The sequence below is a fragment of the Xanthomonas vasicola pv. musacearum NCPPB 4379 genome (assembly GCF_000277895.2).
GTDB classification, from domain to species: domain Bacteria; phylum Pseudomonadota; class Gammaproteobacteria; order Xanthomonadales; family Xanthomonadaceae; genus Xanthomonas; species Xanthomonas vasicola.
In genome coordinates, this window is the sequence record NZ_CP034655.1 from 397434 (window position 1) to 416524 (window position 19091).

Annotated in this window: 16 protein-coding genes and 1 tRNA gene; 4 read left to right on the forward strand and 13 right to left on the reverse strand. The window is 60.8% G+C overall.

Features of this window, described 5'->3' with window-relative positions:
- Window positions 1-399: 399 nt before the first annotated feature.
- Complete coding sequence (ubiA, locus tag KWO_RS01830) at window positions 400-1305, reverse strand: 4-hydroxybenzoate octaprenyltransferase (protein ID WP_017113356.1); 906 nt, start codon at window positions 1303-1305, stop codon at window positions 400-402.
- A gap of 479 nt (window positions 1306-1784) precedes the next feature.
- Here ubiA and KWO_RS01840 point away from each other — a divergent pair.
- Window positions 1785-1861 (forward strand) — tRNA-Arg (locus tag KWO_RS01840).
- 121 nt (window positions 1862-1982) lie between these two features.
- Window positions 1983-2309, forward strand: coding sequence for a hypothetical protein (locus tag KWO_RS23500; protein ID WP_113645408.1), 327 nt, complete (start codon window positions 1983-1985; stop codon window positions 2307-2309).
- Between the two features lie 34 nt (window positions 2310-2343).
- Here the strand turns inward: KWO_RS23500 and xopAE are convergent, their stop codons facing one another.
- Together xopAE and KWO_RS01860 are read right to left on the reverse strand one after the other, a co-directional pair.
- Window positions 2344-3999 (reverse strand): type III secretion system effector XopAE, encoded by a 1656-nt coding sequence (gene xopAE, locus KWO_RS01850; RefSeq protein ID WP_010377352.1) that lies wholly within the window; start codon window positions 3997-3999, stop codon window positions 2344-2346.
- A gap of 877 nt (window positions 4000-4876) precedes the next feature.
- Window positions 4877-7330, reverse strand: coding sequence for an HrpF/NolX family T3SS translocon protein (locus tag KWO_RS01860; RefSeq protein WP_425526971.1), 2454 nt, complete (start codon window positions 7328-7330; stop codon window positions 4877-4879).
- 1216 nt (window positions 7331-8546) lie between these two features.
- Between KWO_RS01860 and hap3 the strand changes: the two genes are divergently transcribed.
- Both hap3 and xopF1 read left to right on the forward strand, forming a co-directional pair.
- Window positions 8547-9026: an Hpa3 family type III secretion system protein gene (gene hap3 / locus KWO_RS01865; RefSeq protein ID WP_010377361.1), complete on the forward strand. Its 480-nt coding sequence runs from the start codon at window positions 8547-8549 to the stop codon at window positions 9024-9026.
- Window positions 8989-10992, forward strand: coding sequence for a type III secretion system effector XopF1 (gene xopF1, locus KWO_RS01870; protein ID WP_017113359.1), 2004 nt, complete (start codon window positions 8989-8991; stop codon window positions 10990-10992). The genes hap3 and xopF1 overlap by 38 nt, the downstream gene beginning before the upstream one ends.
- Window positions 10993-11701: 709 nt before the next feature.
- Here the strand turns inward: xopF1 and KWO_RS01875 are convergent.
- The 10 genes from KWO_RS01875 to KWO_RS01920 form a co-directional block, all read right to left on the reverse strand.
- On the reverse strand, window positions 11702-12172 hold the full coding sequence (locus tag KWO_RS01875) for a CesT family type III secretion system chaperone (protein WP_010377365.1): 471 nt from the start codon (window positions 12170-12172) through the stop codon (window positions 11702-11704).
- Window positions 12173-12227: 55 nt separating this feature from the next.
- Window positions 12228-12509, reverse strand: a complete 282-nt coding sequence (hrpE, locus tag KWO_RS01880; RefSeq protein WP_010377367.1) for an HrpE family protein — start codon at window positions 12507-12509, stop codon at window positions 12228-12230.
- 80 nt (window positions 12510-12589) lie between these two features.
- Window positions 12590-12832, reverse strand: coding sequence for an Hrp regulator HrpD6 (gene hrpD6 / locus KWO_RS01885; protein WP_010377368.1), 243 nt, complete (start codon window positions 12830-12832; stop codon window positions 12590-12592).
- A gap of 10 nt (window positions 12833-12842) precedes the next feature.
- Window positions 12843-13781, reverse strand: a complete 939-nt coding sequence (gene hrpD5, locus KWO_RS01890) for an HrpD5 family protein (protein ID WP_010377370.1) — start codon at window positions 13779-13781, stop codon at window positions 12843-12845.
- A complete protein-coding gene (locus KWO_RS01895) occupies window positions 13778-14590 on the reverse strand; it encodes a hypothetical protein (RefSeq protein WP_010367903.1) in 813 nt (270 codons plus the stop codon). Before KWO_RS01895 ends, hrpD5 begins: the two co-directional genes overlap by 4 nt.
- Window positions 14587-14847 carry a type III secretion system export apparatus subunit SctS gene (sctS, locus tag KWO_RS01900; protein ID WP_010367904.1) on the reverse strand — a complete coding sequence of 87 codons (261 nt, stop codon included), beginning with the start codon at window positions 14845-14847 and terminating at the stop codon, window positions 14587-14589. Before sctS ends, KWO_RS01895 begins: the two co-directional genes overlap by 4 nt.
- 4 nt (window positions 14848-14851) lie before the next feature.
- Complete coding sequence (gene sctR / locus KWO_RS01905; RefSeq protein WP_010367905.1) at window positions 14852-15496, reverse strand: type III secretion system export apparatus subunit SctR; 645 nt, start codon at window positions 15494-15496, stop codon at window positions 14852-14854.
- Window positions 15483-16487 (reverse strand): type III secretion system cytoplasmic ring protein SctQ, encoded by a 1005-nt coding sequence (gene sctQ / locus KWO_RS01910; protein WP_017113361.1) that lies wholly within the window; start codon window positions 16485-16487, stop codon window positions 15483-15485. Before sctQ ends, sctR begins: the two co-directional genes overlap by 14 nt.
- Window positions 16488-16529: 42 nt before the next feature.
- Window positions 16530-17168 (reverse strand): type III secretion system protein SctP, encoded by a 639-nt coding sequence (sctP, locus tag KWO_RS01915; protein ID WP_010367908.1) that lies wholly within the window; start codon window positions 17166-17168, stop codon window positions 16530-16532.
- Entirely contained in the window at window positions 17168-19090 is a 1923-nt protein-coding gene (locus KWO_RS01920; RefSeq protein ID WP_010377374.1) for an FHIPEP family type III secretion protein, read from the reverse strand. Before KWO_RS01920 ends, sctP begins: the two co-directional genes overlap by 1 nt.
- Window position 19091 lies beyond the last annotated feature (1 nt).

Here is a 19091-nt window from a genome sequence, read left to right on the forward strand (position 1 = left end):
TGCTTGTGCAACGGGTTGTCGGACATCATGCCGCGATGGAACTCATCGGCAGTATCTCCCCCGTCGCCTGGCAGCACGTGAACCTATTCGGCGCCTTCGAGTTCAGCCAGACCGGCATCACGGTCGATATCGACGCGCTCGCTGCGTACTAAAACGATCCCGCGTACTGGGCACGCATCCTTCAGACCGCTGCCGAACCCGACGAGCCCTGAACTGCAGGGCTCTCTGTCTGAGAGGAGGCGCGATGGATGGCGATGTGACTTCGCTGGGTGGATGGCCGATGACAAGAAGAAAAGACTGAGGAATGGAGCCGTTGAAGATGCTGGCGAGCTTTGATCCTTGCTCGCAATTTCAAGTCCTGGCCGTTAATCGACGAATCCCCAATCCCCAATCCCGAATCTAACGCCCGGCCAACGCCACGGCGATGCCCACAAAGATCGCCAGGCCGACCCAGTTGTTGTGCAGGAAGGCGCCGAAGCAGGGGCCGCGTTCGCGGTGGCGGGCGATGCGGAATTCGTAGGCCACCAGCAGCACTGCAGCGCCTAGACCGGCCCAATACGCAGCAGCAAGATCAGCACGCAGGCCGACCAAGGCCAGGACTGCGAACATCAGCGCATACAAGATGCCTTGAGCGACCAGATCGAATTTGCCGAACAGGATGGCGGTGGATTTGCTGCCCATGCGGATGTCGTCGTCGCGGTCGACCATGGCATACCAGGTGTCGTAGGCGGTGGCCCACAGGATGTTGGCCGCGTACAGCAGCCAGCCCAGCAAAGGCACGCTGCCCTGCACGGCGGCGAAGGCCATCGGGATGCCCCAGCCGAACGCCATGCCCAGATAGACCTGGGGCAGGTGGGTGTGGCGCTTGAGATAGGGGTAGCTGGCGGCCAGGAACACGCCGGGCACGCTCAGCGCCACGGTGAGCCAGTTGAGCGTGAGCACCAGCGCGAAGGCCACCAGCATCAACACCACGAACACCCACAGCGCCTCTCGCCCGGAGACCGCGCCGGTGGCCAGCGGGCGCGATTTGGTGCGCTCCACATGCGGGTCCAGCCAGCGGTCGGCGTAATCGTTGATCACGCAACCGGCCGAGCGGGTCAGCCACACCCCGGCGGTGAACACGAACAGCGTCCACAGCGGCGGCAGACCATCGGCGGCCAGCCACAACGCCCACCAGGTGGGCCAGAGCAGCAGCAGGCTGCCGATCGGGCGGTCGCCACGGACCAGCTTCCAGTACTGGCCCAATCGCTGCGGCCACGTCAGCGCGCGCGCTGCGGGCAGTTGTTCAACACCATGCTTGCTCATGCGGCAAAGGGTAGCAGCGCGGCTTGGCCGTGGTCATGTGGGCGCGGGTGGGCGCTGCCTGGGCGGCACTCTTGGGAATGCCCTGCGTCCGCGATGGCAGGCTGTTCATGGGTGCGGCTGGCCTCGACGATCGAGGTCGCAAGCGGCGAAGCCGGACGTTGGTGCAGTCAGGCGTGCGGCGGGTGTGCGGCTACAACGCAAGCTCGGCAGTGACCGCGCTCGGGCGCGTACTCAGCCGCACGCTCAGGCTGGGGACGTTGAGCGGTCTTGCGTTCTGGGGACTGCCGCCTGAGACGGCGACACCGTTGCCCGGCCTGGATCCTGCGCGCTCGAACCTGGGCATCCGGTTGCCACCCAGCGAGTGCACGGACCGAGAGGCCGGTGCCATGACGTCTCGAGTGACGCCGTGGCTCGCCAGGTCCCGCGCCGCTAGGCCCCATCACGCGCATGCCGGCTGTTCTGGCATAATGCGCGGCCAGGCGCTCGTAGCTCAGCCGGATAGAGTAGTGGCTTCCGAAGCCATTGGTCGGGGGTTCGAATCCCTCCGGGCGCACCAATTTCAGTTCCAGGCGTGTCCTTGGATGAACAAAAGCCCTCGAGAGATCGAGGGTTTTTTGTTGTCTGTACATCAAAAGGTTTATCCGGATCTATTGGCACCCGGACTGATCGTGGCATAGATGGGCGCACCAACCCTCAACGCAGAAGCGCAGAAGCGCAGAAGCGCAGAAGCGCAGAAGCGCAGAAGCGCAGAAGCGCAGAAGCGCAGAAGCGCAGAAGCGCAGAAGATGGCTGCCCCATGCAGTCACGCGGCTTCATGGAACGCTTCAACGACTGCGAACAACGCGGCGTTGGGGATATGCACGGGTTCCGCAGCGTCAGTGAAGCGAGCAAACCGACCGGCCGCCGCTTGGCTGGTTGCCGGCATCCAATACAGACTGCATGGACTCGGCGGGCAAACACCCGCCGAGTTCTGCGATCAACATCATCAGCATGCCTGCCGTTGAAATTGCCGGGTGCGACGTCGCCGGTTCCCAGGGTCTAACGGATGTGCCATTCCTTGATCAGTTTACGCGCCCGCTCTTCGATGAAGCGGTTCGCGTTGGCCTGCGCCTGTTCGGACTCCTGCTTTGCCTCTGCGTCCCCGATGCCACCCTCTTGCGCTTCCTCGAACTGCGCCGTCGCCCACGTGGTCGCCGCATCCTGCGCCGCTTCTCCCTGCTCATCGTGCATGGAGATGTAGGCCTTCAATGGCGGCCACATTTCCGAACGCCCGGTGAGTGCATTCCTGCTGCGCAGCAGCCTCTCCCTGGACAGCTCCAACGCGGGATTTTGCAGGGCTTCCTGCAGCAGGCCCAGTGCGGTCTCGTGGTTCTGCGTGTGCATGATCTTGTGCTTGAGCATCTCAGCAAACGCGGTTGTGACGTCTCCTAGCACGGCGCGACCGAAACCGCCCACTTGCGTCATGCCATCCAGGTTGAGCCTCTTGACGGTGTGGTCGCTCAAAAATTGGTCGAAGCTTGTGCGGAATTCGGGTGAACGAATGGCCTCGGCCACCACTTGGTCGAGCAGTGTCATGTCGGCGGGCCTGATGTGTGCGGCGAAGGGCCCGGCATCTTGCTCCAGCCCCCGCGTCCACTTTTCAAAACGCTTGCCCAGCTCGGCATCGACACCGCGCAACACGCCCGTGAACTCGCGGAAGCGGTTCCAGGACGCCCCGGCCTGTTGCGCCGCCGGCACGGGCGCGTGCCGCGGTCTGTCGGCCATCCGCTGTGCCGCGCGCTGTGCCCGGCGCTGTGCCGCGCGCTGCTCGTGCTCTGGGTCGCGGATCCGCAGCAATTGGCCTGCCAGATGATCCGGCACCTTGATATCGCAGCCAGCGGGCAGTCGTGCCAGCCACGGTGGAAGGGTCTGCAGGCCGGTGCCGCGCAGGTCCAGCAGTTGCAGCTGGGCAAGATCCCCCACGCTGTCTGGCAACCGCTGGAGCGCGGCGCAATTTTTCAGCGACAGTTCCTTCAAGCCGCTCAGTCGACCGATGTCCTCGGGCAAGTGCGCCAGCCGGTGGTTGGAGGAGAGGTTGAGTTTTTTCAGCCGCTGCAGCCGGGTGAGACTGCCTGGAAGTTGCTCCAGCTTGGAGTTTGATGTTACCGCCAGCGACCTGAGCCCCTGCATGAGGCCGATGTTTTCAGGCAGCTCGCGCAAATGCGACGAGTACTTCATGCGCAATTCGGTCAATCGGCCCAGTTCAACGATGCTGGCCGGCAGGCGCTCACAGTGCACGCCGCCTAGCGCGAGGTGGCGCAGACCTTGCATACGCCCCAGGTCCGCGGGCAGCTCGTCCAACGGGGCATTCATCAATTCGAGGGTTTTTAGATTGGACAGGTGCGTCAACGAAGGTGGCAGCTTTTTCAGGCCCGTAGCGCCAAAAACTTGCAGCTGGCGGAGCTGCTGCAGCTGTCCCAGGCTGTCCGGCAGCGACACAAGCCCGGTATGGGCCAGCGTCAATGTCTGTAACGCGTCAAGCCGGCCGACCGCATCAGGCAGCGTCCTGGCAGGAAGGCCGTAGTTGATGACGAGCTCGGTGCTTCGGTTGGTCGCTGCACGGCGGATTGCGTTTGCCACGTCCTGCAGCACCACCCGCGACGTATCGCTTACCCCGTCATGGAGGTTGAGGCCGATTCGGACCTGCTCTGCCATCGGCAGGCTTCGCGCAAGCCAATCGTCGATGTCCTGTTCGATGCTGGGCGGTGGCGCTGAAGACGCTCCAGCTAGCGCAACCGGTTGGCTCGACGCACGCAGAGGTGACCGGGTAAGGCGCCGTTGTGCCGGGTTTCTGGGTGCCAAGGGATCTGCGGCCGACGTGCTTTCGCGCCGCCGCGGCCGCGCGAGTAGAGGGCTCAGCAAGCCCTCCGCGCTCGAAGGTTGCCGTGAAGGACGGTCTTCAGCGGGTGCTTGGTCGGCGGTATCCGTTCGCGGACGAGCGCGCAGTAAGCGATTTAAATTTATATTTAACATGGACGAATCTCCTGCGTAGTCGGCTGGCTGCAGCGTTCCCCAACGTAGGCTACTGCGACGCGACTGCCATCGCAGCACTGAAGCGAAGCGGTTGCATCGCCTGGCGAATCACGCGCTTGTGTCCAAAGGCGCAGCTTTGCTGCGTATCTCCTCACCGAAAGCGGTGAATGGTTCGAGGTTCGATTTAACCGGTTTTCAGCGTGAGACACATGATGGCGACGGGCGACCGATCAGGTAATGCGTCGCATCGTTCGCGACCCAGTTCTGCGCGTGGCGACCGTGTTCATTGCAACGACGTTGACGCTGCCGGGACAACCTCTAGCATTCCGTCGCTTGGTCGCCCGGAGACACGTTACGGCTGTAGCGGCACCGGAACGTGCCTCCAGGCACCTAGAGGCACGTCCATACGAAGGCCGCCAATCGATAATGCAACGCATCAGCGCAGCGCGATCCCGCAGCGCGGCGTGGCTGATCGACCGTCGTTGCCGCAACGCCCACGGTCCCGAGCACCGACGCCAGCTGCAGGATGTCTAACGCAACTGTCGCTGTGGCATGTGCGTTATCTATGACGCACTCTGACATTCCTCAGATTCTGCCGCACGTCTCCCTCGAAGTTGTCGGCGATACCTTTGGGAATAATCTGCTTACCCACCGGGACGCCGCCGGCGATTTCCAGCTTCTGGTGGATCTCACCGTCTTTCTGCTTGTCCAGTTTATATTCTTCGTAATGCAAGCCTCCCAAGATCGGCATCTTGAGAATTTCAACCGATTTACTGATTGTGGTACCCGCGACATAACCCTTGGCGAACTCAGCAGCATTCGGCCGCGGCTTGGCCGGCCCTCTAGGCGCTTTCTTGAAGCGGTTGTTGGCTGCCTTCCTAGCAGCAGACCGCTCTGCTTCTTTCGCCGAGCCATTGGCCGCTCCTTTTGCCCCGTCGCCGACTGGCTCCTTGGCAGCAGATCCAGCGGTGCTCTTGGCCCCGTCCTGGAATGCCTGCCTGGCAACGGAGCCACTGGTCTCTTTAGCCGTGGCCCCTGCTGCTCCCTTGGCCACGCCGCTGGCTGTGACCGCTGCTGCTCCCTTGGCCGCGCCGCTGGCTGTGCCCGCTGCTGCTCCCTTGGCCGCAGCCTCGGCAGCCTGCCTTGCCCCGGTCTCGGCCGCTTCCTTAGCCGCGCCCTCGGCGACCCCTTTGGTTGCAGCCTCGGCGACCCCCTTGGCGGCCCCCTTGGCTGCGATTCTGGCGGTGGGCCCACCGATTGCACCGATCGCCGCCCCGGCCATATTGATGCCGGCCAGCTTCAACGCAAGCGACATGTCCCCACCTTGAATCGCGGTGTCGGCCACCTGCGCCGCCTGCGCCTCGCTCTCCAATGCAATCGATGCCGCATCGGCAATTTCGCCGATGATGGGAATCCCATTCAATGCACTCAGCCCGACCGACATCCAGTCCATGATCTTGCTGTCCCACTTGAGGAACTCGTGCAAGCCATGCTGGAACGTGCCGACGTCCTTTTTGGGCTTCTTGATTGCGGGCGGATCGTCCTTGCCCACCAGCATGTCTGCGACAGCTTTTTGCTGATCGGGCGAGCTCGCCTCGTGCGTGGCCGGCGTGTCCACGGTCTTGTTGGCTGCACTCATGTGGTCATAGAACTGCCGGAAATCGTTCTGACTGATCTTGCCCGAATCGACTACATGGCCGCCACCGAAGAAGTGATGTGGCTTCTTGTAGCCGGTGATCGAGTTGTTCAACAAGCTGAACATTAGCGGATCGGCCAACAACTGCGTTGCAGCCTCCTTGACGGCCGGGTCGGCCTTGTCGTCCTTGGAGATTGAGTCGAGCTTGTCCCGGGTCACCACCTCGCCGTCGCCGTAAAACGCGTCTTGATGACTGTTGATGGTGTCTAGCGTCTTCTGCTCGTCCGCCGTCAGGTGCATCTCGGAGCTGGACTTCTGCAGGAAGTCCGGTGTGCTCATCGAGCCCGAGTCCCCTGCAAATTCCTTCCACTCGTCCGGATGATCGCGAAAATACTGAGCAGCCGCGATCACCTGGGGAGGGCACTTACCGGTCTTGCTGTCGCCATCGACGATCTTGGCGAATTCGTCCTCGCTCAGGTTGCCGGGCAGATAGTCGGAGTAGCGATATAGCTCGCGCAGGGCATCGCTTTTCGTCATCACCGACGCTTTGGTTTTATCGGAGCTATCGGATGCGATGTAGTTCTGCGTGTAGCCTTTTGCTTGCTTGTCGTTGTATTCGGCGATTTGCGGGTGGTAATACGAAAAATCTGTGAGGTTCTGCCCGTTGATCTTGCCGCCGCACTTGCCGTCCTTCTGCGAGCCGATAGCAAAGAACAAACGGGGATCTTTCTGCAATCCTATCAATGCCTCTTTCAGGTCGGGCTGCGTTGATGGGTCGTTGATCTTTGCGTCAAGCTGATCGAAGGGCAGGGACCCGATCTGGTCCTTGTGCCGATCCAGGACCGAAACGATTTCCACCTCGGATTGATTGAGCTGGCCGTCGTTCCAGGTGACCGTCGAGCCCTCCGCAGCCGGTGGCGGGTTGGAGCCCTTGATGTTCTTGGGGTTGAATTCGTCGTTCTTCCCGCCCAATGCCTTGACCTGTGGATGAGAATCCGAAAAGTCCCAAAGATTCTGCCCATTGATCTTGCCGCCGCACTTGCCATCCCCCTGCGAGCCGATGGCAAAGAAGAGTCGCGGATCTTGTTTCAGGCCTTGCAACGCGGCTTTCAGGTCGGGGGGCGTGGAAGGATCGTTGATCTTGTCGTCGAGATGCTTGTACTCAAGCGGCATCTGATCCTTGTGTGCATTCAGCGTCGAAACGATCTGAAGCTCCGACTTGGTCAGCGTGCCATCGTTCCAGGTAACCGTCGAACCTTCCAGCGCCGGTGGCGCATCCTTCCCCTTGATGTGCTTGGGATTGAAGTCGTAGCCCAGGGATGGCCAGGAGGTGCGCTCTTCGATCGGCTGGGTGGCTTGCCAATCCGATGCGGACAGCTGGCTGCTGCCATCACCGTCTGGCGCAGCTGACGGCGTATTGCCTGGTGCATTTGTCGGCGTGCTGGCCTGCAGGGCGGCCAGCAGCAGATAAATTTGCTGAAAAATATTGTCCATCGCCGACGGCAGATCGGAACCATTCGTGGACGAATCCGGTCCGAACATATTCGACGAAGACGACTCATCCAAAGATGTACCCAGGAATTGACTGGGGTTGCTCCCGGTAGAAAGCGTATTGAGCGACATAGGCGGCCTCGCAATGACAGAAGTGACAGAGCACCTTCGTATGAGTGGCACCTCATACGGCCGCACGGGCGAGCCCATGCGGCGTGCGAGTAGTTTGCCAATCTGCGTGATGTGCACCTTGGCCAACGAACTATTTTGGCGAAAAAAACGCAAAAATCGGTGTGCCGATGTCTAGCCATACCTGTTCTGTGCGACGCAGGTGCGTGAGCGCCAATTGTTCCGGCCCAGGCTCGGTAGAACGCACGAATGTCGAGGTGATCCGACGTTATTGCGGGGCGCTGATAATGTCGCTTGCGTAGAGCGACATGCACTGTGAATGCGCGTCGGCCGTCACATCACGAGACACACTGAGGATTGCTTTGGTCTGCATTGCAATCGGGAGCGCTGCCTGCATTTTTCCGGTGCCAAGGTCTCCTGCCGTTCGTCTGTCTCACACGTAGCATCTTCGATGTGAGTGGTGCCACCACGTTTGCTTCAGATGACAACAGCATCAGGCCGGGCCGGCGCATATCCTGCTAGTTATCGCCAAACTGGCGACGCATCAGCTGTCTATCTGACTGCGTAAATATCATTCACGCGTCCGCTGTAATCGTACGGAGCGCTGCGAATTTATCTGCAAGAATCCAAGCCAGGTGCTGAGATCAGATATATAAAAGGTGTGGGGATATCTACATCCAGAGATGGGCTGTGCATAAATAAATCGTTTGGACGGCAGTACACACAATAGCCTGAGTACGCGGTCGCAAATCGCGGAGTTGTCGATGCGTTGAGGTCAACCGGCCACATGTATGTGCGAGCTCACATGAGATGTGGCCCAGGTCTTGGTTAGGTGATTCCACCAGCTCAACTTCGTGTGTAGCGCGGCCGGTTCGCAGTGCTCCGCTAAAGCGCGTATCTGAGCGCCAGAAAATGTGCCGCGCCCAACTGACGCAATCGCAACCCATCGAATCTTCCTTACGGAGTATTTCAGATGACGCTGGAATCACAAAAACAGAATACAGCGAATAACGCGTTTTTTATTGGTCTGAGCGCATGTCTCGGGTTGCCTGGTGAGCTTGCGCAGCGGCTTGGTGAAGGCGAAACCATTCTCGGGCCTGCTGGCATGTTGTGCCGTGTCCACACGCAGAGGCAGCAGGACGAACTGACGGCGTTTCCCGAAATCATTCTGCCGCTGGCAGCGCGTGAGCTCGGTGGCGACGAGGTGGTGACCCTGCTGGCGCTGCAGGAGCAACTGCTGACCGAGTATGGCTGGCGGCTGACGCTCTCGGACCTGGGTTTGCTGTGCGTCTGCCCGCTGTTGCTGGTGCACACGCCTGAAGATGTGGCTGCTGCACTGGAACGTGGTCAAGTGGTCGCACGCGTTGTGCTGGACGCGCTGGTGACGCAGGCCGATACCACGCCGGGGTGGCCTCATGAAACTCCCCAGCGAGATCGGGATGGCTTGCACTAGCCGCGCAACGTCGCCTGCTCACGCACGACCTGCCCAGTCCGAAGAGGTCGCTGCGCAACCAGAAGAACATGTACCCACCGGCCCTCTTGCTGGCTTGGCCTCTCCTGGCGCGGCGCTACGCGACCGTCGCGCATCCTTGTCGCGCCGCGCGGCGAGCGATGCAGGTGAGGAAGGGGAGATACACGGTGGATCCCATCGGTCTGAGTTGTCACGGTCCTCGGATGCAACGTTTTACACCGCAGCGCAAACGTCTCCTGCTCGACTCGGCGACGCATCGGTGACGCCTGCCGCCGAAGAGACCTACGCCCAGCGCAGCGCGTCAGCCGCTGCCGAAGTGAAAGCGGACCTACGTGCCCGCCTGGAAGAACTGCCATTTGCTGCGCCCTCGGAAGAGCAAAATGCACTGCAGGCCAGCTATCTGGAATGGGCAGACGCACGCGTGCAGGAACGCATCGCTGCGTTTGGGCCGGATGCCGGATACCAGGCCATCGGTGATATGAAGACGGCTGGCACAAAAGCGGCGTGGCCGATCGCCTACGAGTGCCTCAGGGCCTTCATTATTGGCGCGATGCGCAGCCCGGTCGGGCTCGCCACCGGTGCAGCCTACGCTGGTGCGCGCGCCCCTGAAGCGGAGGGGCTGAGTACGGCGGTGCTTGCCGGTACAGCGGCGGGAATGGCGTCCTATACCAGCGATACATTGCTGATCCCGGCCATGGACCGGCGCGCGCGTGTCGCCAATTTGCCACGCTTTCAGTCTATAGACCCAAAGATTCTGGTGCCCGCTCCACCGCCGGTCATTCTGGAAATGACCGCAGAAGGCAAGCGCTTCACGCGTCCGGGCGAGGGCAACGCGCCCACGCTCGCGGAACTCGAGGCGCAGGCCTACGACGGCCGGCAGGGGATCGCCCACCGACAAACGTTAATGGAAGACAAATCGATCGACACCTTGTTGCTCAAGCCGACCATCAATGCAGGCTTCAATGCCGCTCGGCGGGCCGGCAGTAACCCAGGTCTGCTGACGCCGGCTGGCCAACTGGGGTTGAGCGCGCTCGCCATTGGCGGAGCCGCGATCGTCCAAAAGGCGCTGCTTGAGACGAGCAAAGCGATGGCACTTACCGGTCAGATCAGCGTCCCGGATCTGCTCGGCGGACAGCAACGGTTGAATCTATTTTCGCTGGCCTTGCCTGACAAGACACGTCGCCCGGCGCAGTGGTCTGATGCCTTGCATTTCCCGCCCAGGTATCTCCTGGAGACAGGGAAAGAAGCCTTCGCACTGGCAAAACAGGGCTTCAAAACCACCAGTGCGGTGACCACCACGGTGCGAGACCTGCTTGCCCGCCACGTGCTGAGCAATGTCATGGCCAGCTTCGGCTCGATCGGGGCCGGGCGCATCATCACTTCACCGTTGCGTGGCGGCAGCCACGCCCGTGTTGCTGGCGAACAAATCAATTCCAAGCCTGTCGTTGTACAGCAGTTCGTGCAGACGCTCTTCAACGATGTGTTCTGGAATGCACTCAAAGCCAAGAACGGGGCCAATACCTCGCAGGCGACGCGATTGGATAACGAGCGTGCCTCCATCGCGGCGGGTCATCAACGCACCATCGCGCGGACGCTTGAGGCTTTGGTCGGTCCCATCGACCAGGCAATCGCTGGCTTATCGGCAGCGGCACCGGCTGAGACGGCGGGTGCCCTGGAGGAGGGTGTGAGCCCGGCGCCTGCTCCCGGGCCGCGTGAAGAGAGTTTGCGTACCGCCTTGGAGACATTGCGCACGGAGATCGGCACGCAGTCCGTCTCGATCGCCACCATTGACGCCGTACGCACTGAGCTGCATGACGGGTGGAGCGAAGCGTTTAGCGGTGTGACACGCAACGACGACATCCTGGCACTGGATAGTCAGCTAGCAACGCTCAAGCGTGCATTGCACGAGAGCGAGGAACTTCGTCAGTGGCAAAGCGGACGGGCATGAGCGCTCGGTCACCGCGTTGATCCGCGTGCCTATGACGCGCGGTAGCCACAGACGCAGCTGCTGTTGTGTCTGCGTCTGTGGCCTGCTGGCGGTGTGAGTGCTACTTGCTTGCGGATCTTCTTTGTACGCAGTGCCTTGAGAGGCGAAATGCATGGCATCAGTGATGCGGCTGGGTTTGCGACTGATGACGCAGAGCATTGTTGGCTTCGCCTTCTCGCGGACTAGCTGCAGCCTTATCTCCCAGATGGCCTGCTGCGGAAATGGATCATCGAAGGGTGCGTGCTGGGCGCAGGACGTAGATGGTCGCAGGCATCCTGACTCGCAAGTACAAACCCGCCGTATTTCCAGAGATCGGTCAGGCTGGCCATGGAATTTTTATCGATGAACAGCGTGGTTAGCGAGTTGCTCTTGGTAATCGCCTGGATTGGTGCGTAGCATGGGCTTGCCGCAGTTCTGCCGGCATCCCTCGAGTCCTGGCAATGGCGTTGCGTGGACTCGACGACGATACGCAGTCGGCCCAGCTCGCATGACGTGTACGGACTAGCCGTTTTAACGCGCGGCCCCTGTATGGGCCAGCTACGCGGCCGCTTCGTCCCATAGTAATTTCAATGCCGAAATTAGAGCGGATCACAGAGGCCGCTCGAGGTGCGAAAGTGCACATGCCACGACCATGGGTGGTGCATCGGCATGATGCGGATACAAGCCTGAATCACGCGCGCAGCCATAGGTAATTGCCCGTGGCGATTCCCTCGAACATTTCGTCGTGCGCAACAAAAATATTATTGTTCCAGTAACGGCCGTGCTCGGCGTAATGGGCGAGCAGATCACAGATCCACGCTCCATCCACATCATCGTCTAGTGGCACTCGCACGATCAGGACAATCACGCCGGCATCATTCAAACCAAGCTGGGCCTGGTCCTGCGCATACACCGACAGATTCGCTTCCAGCAAAAGCCGGAAGACCGTCAATGTCCGCCCTGCAGGTGCCAACCCATATGAAATTCGCAGATACAGTGCTTCTTCCTGTACGTCGTCTTCGGGTTGGGGCTCCGGCATGTGGAGATAGACTTCGAACCCTTCCACCCAGAGGACACGGCGACTGAGCACAGACTGGACGTCCGGCAAGTCCAGTGCCTCGCACATTTCGTGAACGATTTTCTCTAATCGGATGCTGCTCATCTTTGGTACGACATGCGCAGGGCCCTGTACCGGCCCTGCGGCATGTCAGTGCCAATTACTGGCCAACCAGTGACTTGGCGTTATCGCCGGCCTTACCGATGAATTTGTTAAGCGCCACATTAAAATCCAGATCATTCTTGAGCTGGGTGATCTTGTTGTTCATTCCTTTCTGTGCCTCGTCCGATGCAGTAAGGTCGCCGAGAAGCGAACCGATCTGCCCATTCTGTGCAGCGAGACCACTGGCGCCGGAAATTCCGTTAGAAATGCCTCCAGTCAGGCCGTCCATGCCCTGCCCGAAGCGCGAGTTCAATGCACTTGCTTGTGGAAAAAGTTGCATACCAAGACTCCCTAACAGTTGAGGTGTGATGGAGCGCCTGCCGGCGCGTTTTCCCTGGTCGAGGCGACCAAGAGACTGATTTAGGGCATGCCTGCGATGTGCGCCACGATGTGGCGTGCGGCATTGAGGCCCTCGTATAAGGTGTTGAAGTCACTGCGCGCAGTCTGATCACTTGCTGCAGACCAATGCACACTAATCTGTTGCGCAGTTGCATCAAGCGCCGACTCAAGGTTGCGCAAGCGCTCACCAGAGGTATCCAACGCTTTGGTTTGCAAGATCTTGTTCATATCTTGGGTAACCGCTTCAGTCATGGCATCGAACATGGTGTGATTCTCATTGCGCCGCTTGCTGCGGCAGGGAAGTAAGATGTTTTGTACCGTCCGGAGTCTCGACGTAATGCAGCCCGTCAGCGAGTAGAGCGGCATCGTAATTGGCGGGAGGCTTCAGGGCAGGGTCTTGCTGGGTGATCTCCACATGGAGCGCGCGGATTTCTGGCCCAAGATCGCTGCGCAGATCGGTAATACGGCTGCTTGCACGCTCGGCGTTGTCACTACTGCCGGTGACGGAAAAAACGCCCTTTCCATCGTAGCGCACGCTCAAGCTGGGATCGGCGAGCGTGTCGCGCAATGTTGCCAAAACTTCGTCGACTACGACCACATTGACGCTGGCGGCCTGATGGTCGCGCTGCAGCTGCGTGCGCAGGCGTGCCGCATCTGCACTGCTGTTGACCAGGCCTTCGATCCGCACGTGCGTACCGACTTGCTCGACACGCGCTTCACCAAAGCCCAGTTGCTTCAATAACGCTCTGGCCTGATTGACCTGATTCCCTACATGCTGCGGTGTGGCGGCATCGGATCGAAACGCCGGTTGCAGTGAGGGAATTAATGCTGCTGCCGCCAGCGCTAGCACGGCGCCCACCACTGCGCGCACGGCTTTACGCTGGGGCGTGCGGGGCGCCTGAGTCGCGGCTGGGGAAAGCAGCCGCTCCAACAGCACCACGTCGTCTGGCCAATCGGCCGCAGCATCGCCAACACACAGGACCAAGGGGCCGAAACGAACCGGCTGCAGCTCCCCAAACGGGGTCGCCGGCAACGTCTCGCTGCGATAACGTATTTGACCATCATGATCTACCTCGATGATGAGTGAGGAACCAGGCCAGTCGTCGATCCGTATATCGGTTTGGGGGTCGGCACCCAAGGAATGTGTTCCTGGCACCAAATCTAATCGTGCGCCGGCATGGATTCCGGTCAGTACGCGAAGCTGTATGGTCATGCGCGAACCTCTTGCGTTGCCCGCTCAGGGTGCTCAATCAGCAGTGTATTCAAACGCGTGATGGCGGTTGCACGATCAACGCGTCGACGCGGTTTTTCTGCGTTTAGCAGTATCAATGGGAGCAGTAGATGGAAGTTGCGCAGTGCTGGCGTCGGCTCCGGGTCTGCCGCTACAAGCTCGATCAAGCGCTTTCGTAAGGCCTGCAAGTTCTCCGTAGAGGCGTTGGCGCCGCTGGAGTGCAGATGTGCGCGCATTAACTTCCAGACCATCGTCGTCAACGATGCGGTGGCAGGATGGACAACACTGATGGCGCGCAGCTCAACGAGCGCAGCGGCAAGCGCATGTCGCCGGACCGCTGGATCGGAAGAGGATGTTGACGCGTAGCGATCGATCACGCCGTCGATGCGCGCACGTGCGCTGTCGTCCACTTCCACCGGGGACGCGCCTTGCCAGCGTCCCGCCTGCGGATCGTCGGCATGCGTGTTACCGCCGCCGCCGTGCTGATCACCCTGGTGTTGTTCCTTGCCCTCGGGTCGCGCAATTGCGACGCTCACCCGCCCGCGCAGCGCACACGCACGCGTCGCTTCGGCGTCTTCCTGCTCGGTGGCATCGAAGTCGTCCAGGGTGTCCAACGACCCCATGCTACGTCGCCGCCTGCGGGGCGGGGCCGGACGCAGCCGCGGGCCATGCGTTGCGGTGTCGGTAACCGGCGCCGCGTTAGCGGATGCCGCGTCGGCATGGTTGTGCGTTGTCCGATGCGTACTCGGAACCGACGGCGGCAAACTGCGTGGAAAAATGCGGCGGATCATGGGAATGCCGCCTGCATCAGTGCCTGGCCGAATTGCATGATTGCCGAGGCGCCCCATGGCGCAGTGACTGCAATGGCGGCCACCACCACGACCAGCTTGAGCGCAAACGAAATCGATGCATCCTGCAGTGACATGACCGCCTGGATGAAGGCGATCAGCAGCCCAGCCAACGCGGCCACGGCCACCACTGGCAAGGACACCTTGAGGCAGAGCAACAAGGCTTCGGAGGTGAATCGCACCAGATCGTCATGGTCCATGGCGTCACCGATAGCTCAGAACCAGACCATGGATCAGCATAGACCAGCCGTCCATTGCGACGAACAACAGCAGTTTGAAGGGGATCGCAACATTGGTGGGTGTCACCTGCGAAAGCCCCATGGCCATCAAGGCGTTGGCCACTACCAAATCGATGACGATGAACACCAGGTACAGCAGGAAGCCGATGCGGAACGCTTCGGTCAATTCGCTGAGGGTGAATGCCGGTGCCAACACCAGCAAGTCATCTGACTTGAGTGCATCGGCTTTGTCCTTGGGCCAGATCTGCTGCGCAGAACGCATGAAAAACGCCTTTTCGCGTTCACGGGTGTGCTTGAGGAGGAACTGCCGAAATGGCTCGCGGCACGCATCGAGAAGGACAACAACCCGGTTGTTCTCCGAGCCAGCGCCGTAGTTCTGCGCAGCCTTGAACGCCTCCATGCCCACCGGCGCCATCACAAAGCACGACACCAACAACGCAACGCCATTGAGCACCATGTTCGGCGGTACCTGCTGCACCCCAATGGCATTGCGCAGCAGGCCTAGCACGACCGCGATCTTGGTATAAGAGGTGACCACCATCGCTGCGAAGGGCAGTAGCCCCAGCATCAAGACCACCAGCAGCAGGGAGCCAACATCAGGCATCTGCATGGGTGCTCTCCGACATGCTGAGGATCTGCACGCCAAGATGTTCGCCAACTGCCAATAATCTGCCGGTGCCGATGGTCTGGCCGTAAACAACCAGGCGGATGTCGGCTTGGTCGATCGGCACCGACAATTCCAGGATCTGACCGGGCTGCAAACCCGATAGCACCGAAAGGGGCAGCGCAAGCTGATCCACTTCCAGCTGCACCGGCAGTTCCAGCGCTGCCACATCGGTACTTGGCAGCAAGGCTTCGGGCTCGGTTATATCGTGCTGCATGGTGGGAATGTCCTCCAGAATCATCTGTTGCAGGTTCAGGCGCACCGGAGCGCGCAAGACCTCGCCTCCCGATAGGCCCCACAGCACTTCGCCGTTATGTATCGGAGCCGAGGTGATGCCGTGCAGCAAAACATCGCCCGGCCGCAGCGATTGCAGTAGCGCTGCCGACGCGGTGCGCTTGCCGATGCGCAGACGCGTAGTGACCCGCAGTGAGGCCAGCCAGGCTGGCAGCTGCACAGGCGATGCCAGCCCTGTAATTGCTGCTTGTAGTGCGGCAAGCAGAGAAGGGCTTGCGGTCAGTGGAACTGCGTCGATATCGCCCAGCGTCATGCCGAAGCCGAGAGCATCGCCTGCCTCTGCGTCCCGCTGGAAGGCGACGACTTCGGCAACGCCCAGTCCGAGGGGAACAAACGCCCCAAGGAAATCGCTCAACAGCGTTCCGGCAATCGAAACGCGCAGCGTGTCGTCGTGCTCATTCAATAGCAGTGCCAAGCCGTCGCGCGCGGCAATGCGCAGATCCATGTGGCCGCTTTCGAACTGCAGCCGCAGGCACGCAGCATCAGCGGGCAGGATCTCGCGGCTGTGCGTAGAGAAGCCGCAGCGGCGTACGCCACGCAGATCGCCAAGCGATCTGCTCAGCTGCGCGCGCGCGGCGGGAACGTGCGTTAGTGCCTGAGAGAGCGCACGTGCCGGTGGAACTAGGCTTTGCTCGGCTTGCAAGACAACGTCCCTCCGTATGGCCGTTCTGCCGCGCGTGGTGCCTCAGATAACTTCGATGCTGATCTGGAGCGGGCTGCTCAACGCGGCTTTCAATGCAGTATCCAAACGCTCCTTTCCACTAGAAAGTACCTCACAGGCATCTGGCGAGCTGCTGCTAAAGCGAAGCAATAGGTGGTCCGGCGAAAGCCGCAAAAACAAGGTAGTTTGCGCAACGATGTCCTGATTGATGTCCAGCCACGCTTCCCAGGTTCCTGCACCGCGCACCGGGGTAGCGTTGCAAAAATCGGCCACCCGCAGCGCGATGTGGGTGATTGCCATTTGCGCGCGTTGAGTGCGGATCCACTCGGCCGCGATTTGCCGCCCAAGTGCGTCACTGTCGTTGTCCCGGGAAACCGGGAGGTGCTGAGCCGGGTCGAGGCGAACTGTCTGGTCGCTACGCACCAGTGCAGGCTCATGCCCTTCGCTGGACGTATCTTCAGCCTCGGTTTGCGGTCCATCCTCGTCGCACTGCGGTGGCAACAACGTGCTCGGGAACCCGAGCTGCGTGCTGCTCAGGCGCCTGCGCAGTTGCGCAAAGCTATAGCGCTGCACCATCCGAACCGGTGTGACCACGGCTGCCGGCCGCAGCGGTGCACCGCTGACTGGCAGGATACGCACATGGCGGACGGGTTGTTTGCGCATCAGACCACCACCCTGCCGATCGGCTGTAATTGCACCTCCGCCCCCAATTCCTGAAGCGAGTAGACCTGCAGCCAACCCAGCCGCGCCTCGATCATGCGACGCACATAGCGGCGCACATCCATCGACGCAACGACCGCCAGTGGATGCCGCACTTGATCGCCCACGATCCGCTCCACCTGTTCGACGAGCTGGCTAGCCTGCTCCGGCGGTAGCGCAAGGAAATTCCCGGCCGGGGTGGCCCGAATCGATTGCCGGATCAGTTGCTCAACAGCATGGTCGAGCATCACCGCAGGCAGTTGCCCCGTGCCTGCGGTCGCGGTATGCGCCAGATAGCGGCTGAGATCGCAGCGCACGTACTCGGTCAACATCAGAAGATCCTTTTCCTTTGGTCCCCAGGTCACCAGGCTCTCCAGAATGCTTTTGATATTGCGCACCGGGATGCGCTCTTCCAGGAGTCGCCGCAACACATCGGCGATGCGCTGGGCCGGCATGGCCTTATTGACCTCTGCAACCAGCCCTGGATAGTCGGCGCCTACCTGTTCCAGCATCCACTGGGTTTCCTGGATGCCGACGAACAGGTGTGCACGTGCATGTAGCGGCGCGATAGCCTGCTGGGCCAGTGCCGTTTGCATATCGGCGGTGTCCTCCAATTCGGCACGTGTCTCGGGCACGTCGTGTATCAACACCTCGTACTGCATGTCCTGCAGCGCCTCGGTCTGCCAGATCGCAATTCCTGGAAATGGCAATCCCAGCAGTTCGACCAATTGGCGGCGCTCGATTTCGATGGCCTGATCCAGCAGCGCAGGATCGAGGCGTGCGGCCAACTGTGGCGACAGCCGCATCGACAAGGGTGATGCGAAATCCGGTGCGCTTTTGCGAATATGGGGCGCTTCGCCTTTGGCACCTTTGCGGCTGGTCGATGGCAGTGTGCGCTGATCGCCGCCACTCATGTCGCGTTGCTTGCGCCAGATCGCATAGCCGCCCGAACCAACTGCCGCTGCCAGCAGCAAGAACAGCACTGCCGGAAATCCCGGCACGAACGCAAAGCACGCCAGCAGTACGCTTGCCGCCATCAATGCGCGGGCGTTGCTGGTGAGCTGGCGGCCGATATCAAGCCCAAGCGAGCTGATCTTGGTCTCGTTCTCGTTGGCAACGCGGGTAATCATGACGCCGGCCGCCACCGAGATCAGCAGCGAGGCAATCTGCGAAACCATGGCATCACCCACGGACAGAATTGCGAAGCGATTCGCTGCTTCGCCAGCACTCATGCCGTGGTAGGTCACGCCCACCACAATGCCCGCCAGGATGTTGACCATGGTAATCACCAAGCCGGCGATCGCATCGCCCTTGACGAATTTCATTGCGCCGTCCATGCCGCCATGCAGTTGACTCTCGATGGCCAGCCGCGCGCGCTTGCGGCGTGCTTCATCGGCAGTCAAATTTCCGCCGCGTAGATCGGCATCAATGCTCATTTGCTTGCCGGGCATTGCATCCAGCGTGAAGCGCGCGCCCACTTCCGCAACGCGCTCGGAGCCCTTCGCGATCACGATGAATTGGACGGTGGTGATGATCAGGAACACCACCAGGCCCACCACCAGATTGCCGCCAACCACCAGCTCGCCGAAGCTCTCGATGATGTGGCCCGCCTCGGCATGCAACAGGATCGATTTGGTCGAGGCGATGTTCAACGACAGCCGCAGCAGCGTGGTGAACAGGAGCAACGAAGGAAACGACGACAGCGAGATCGAATCTGGCACATACATCGTGACCATCAGCAACACCACGCTCAGCGTGATGTTGATGCCCAGCAGCGTGTCGATCAGCGGGGTCGGCAGCGGCAGGATCATCAGGCCAATGACCGCCACTACCAAAGCGGCGATCGCCACTTCGCCGCTGTACGCGAAATATCGTGTCGCTCGCATG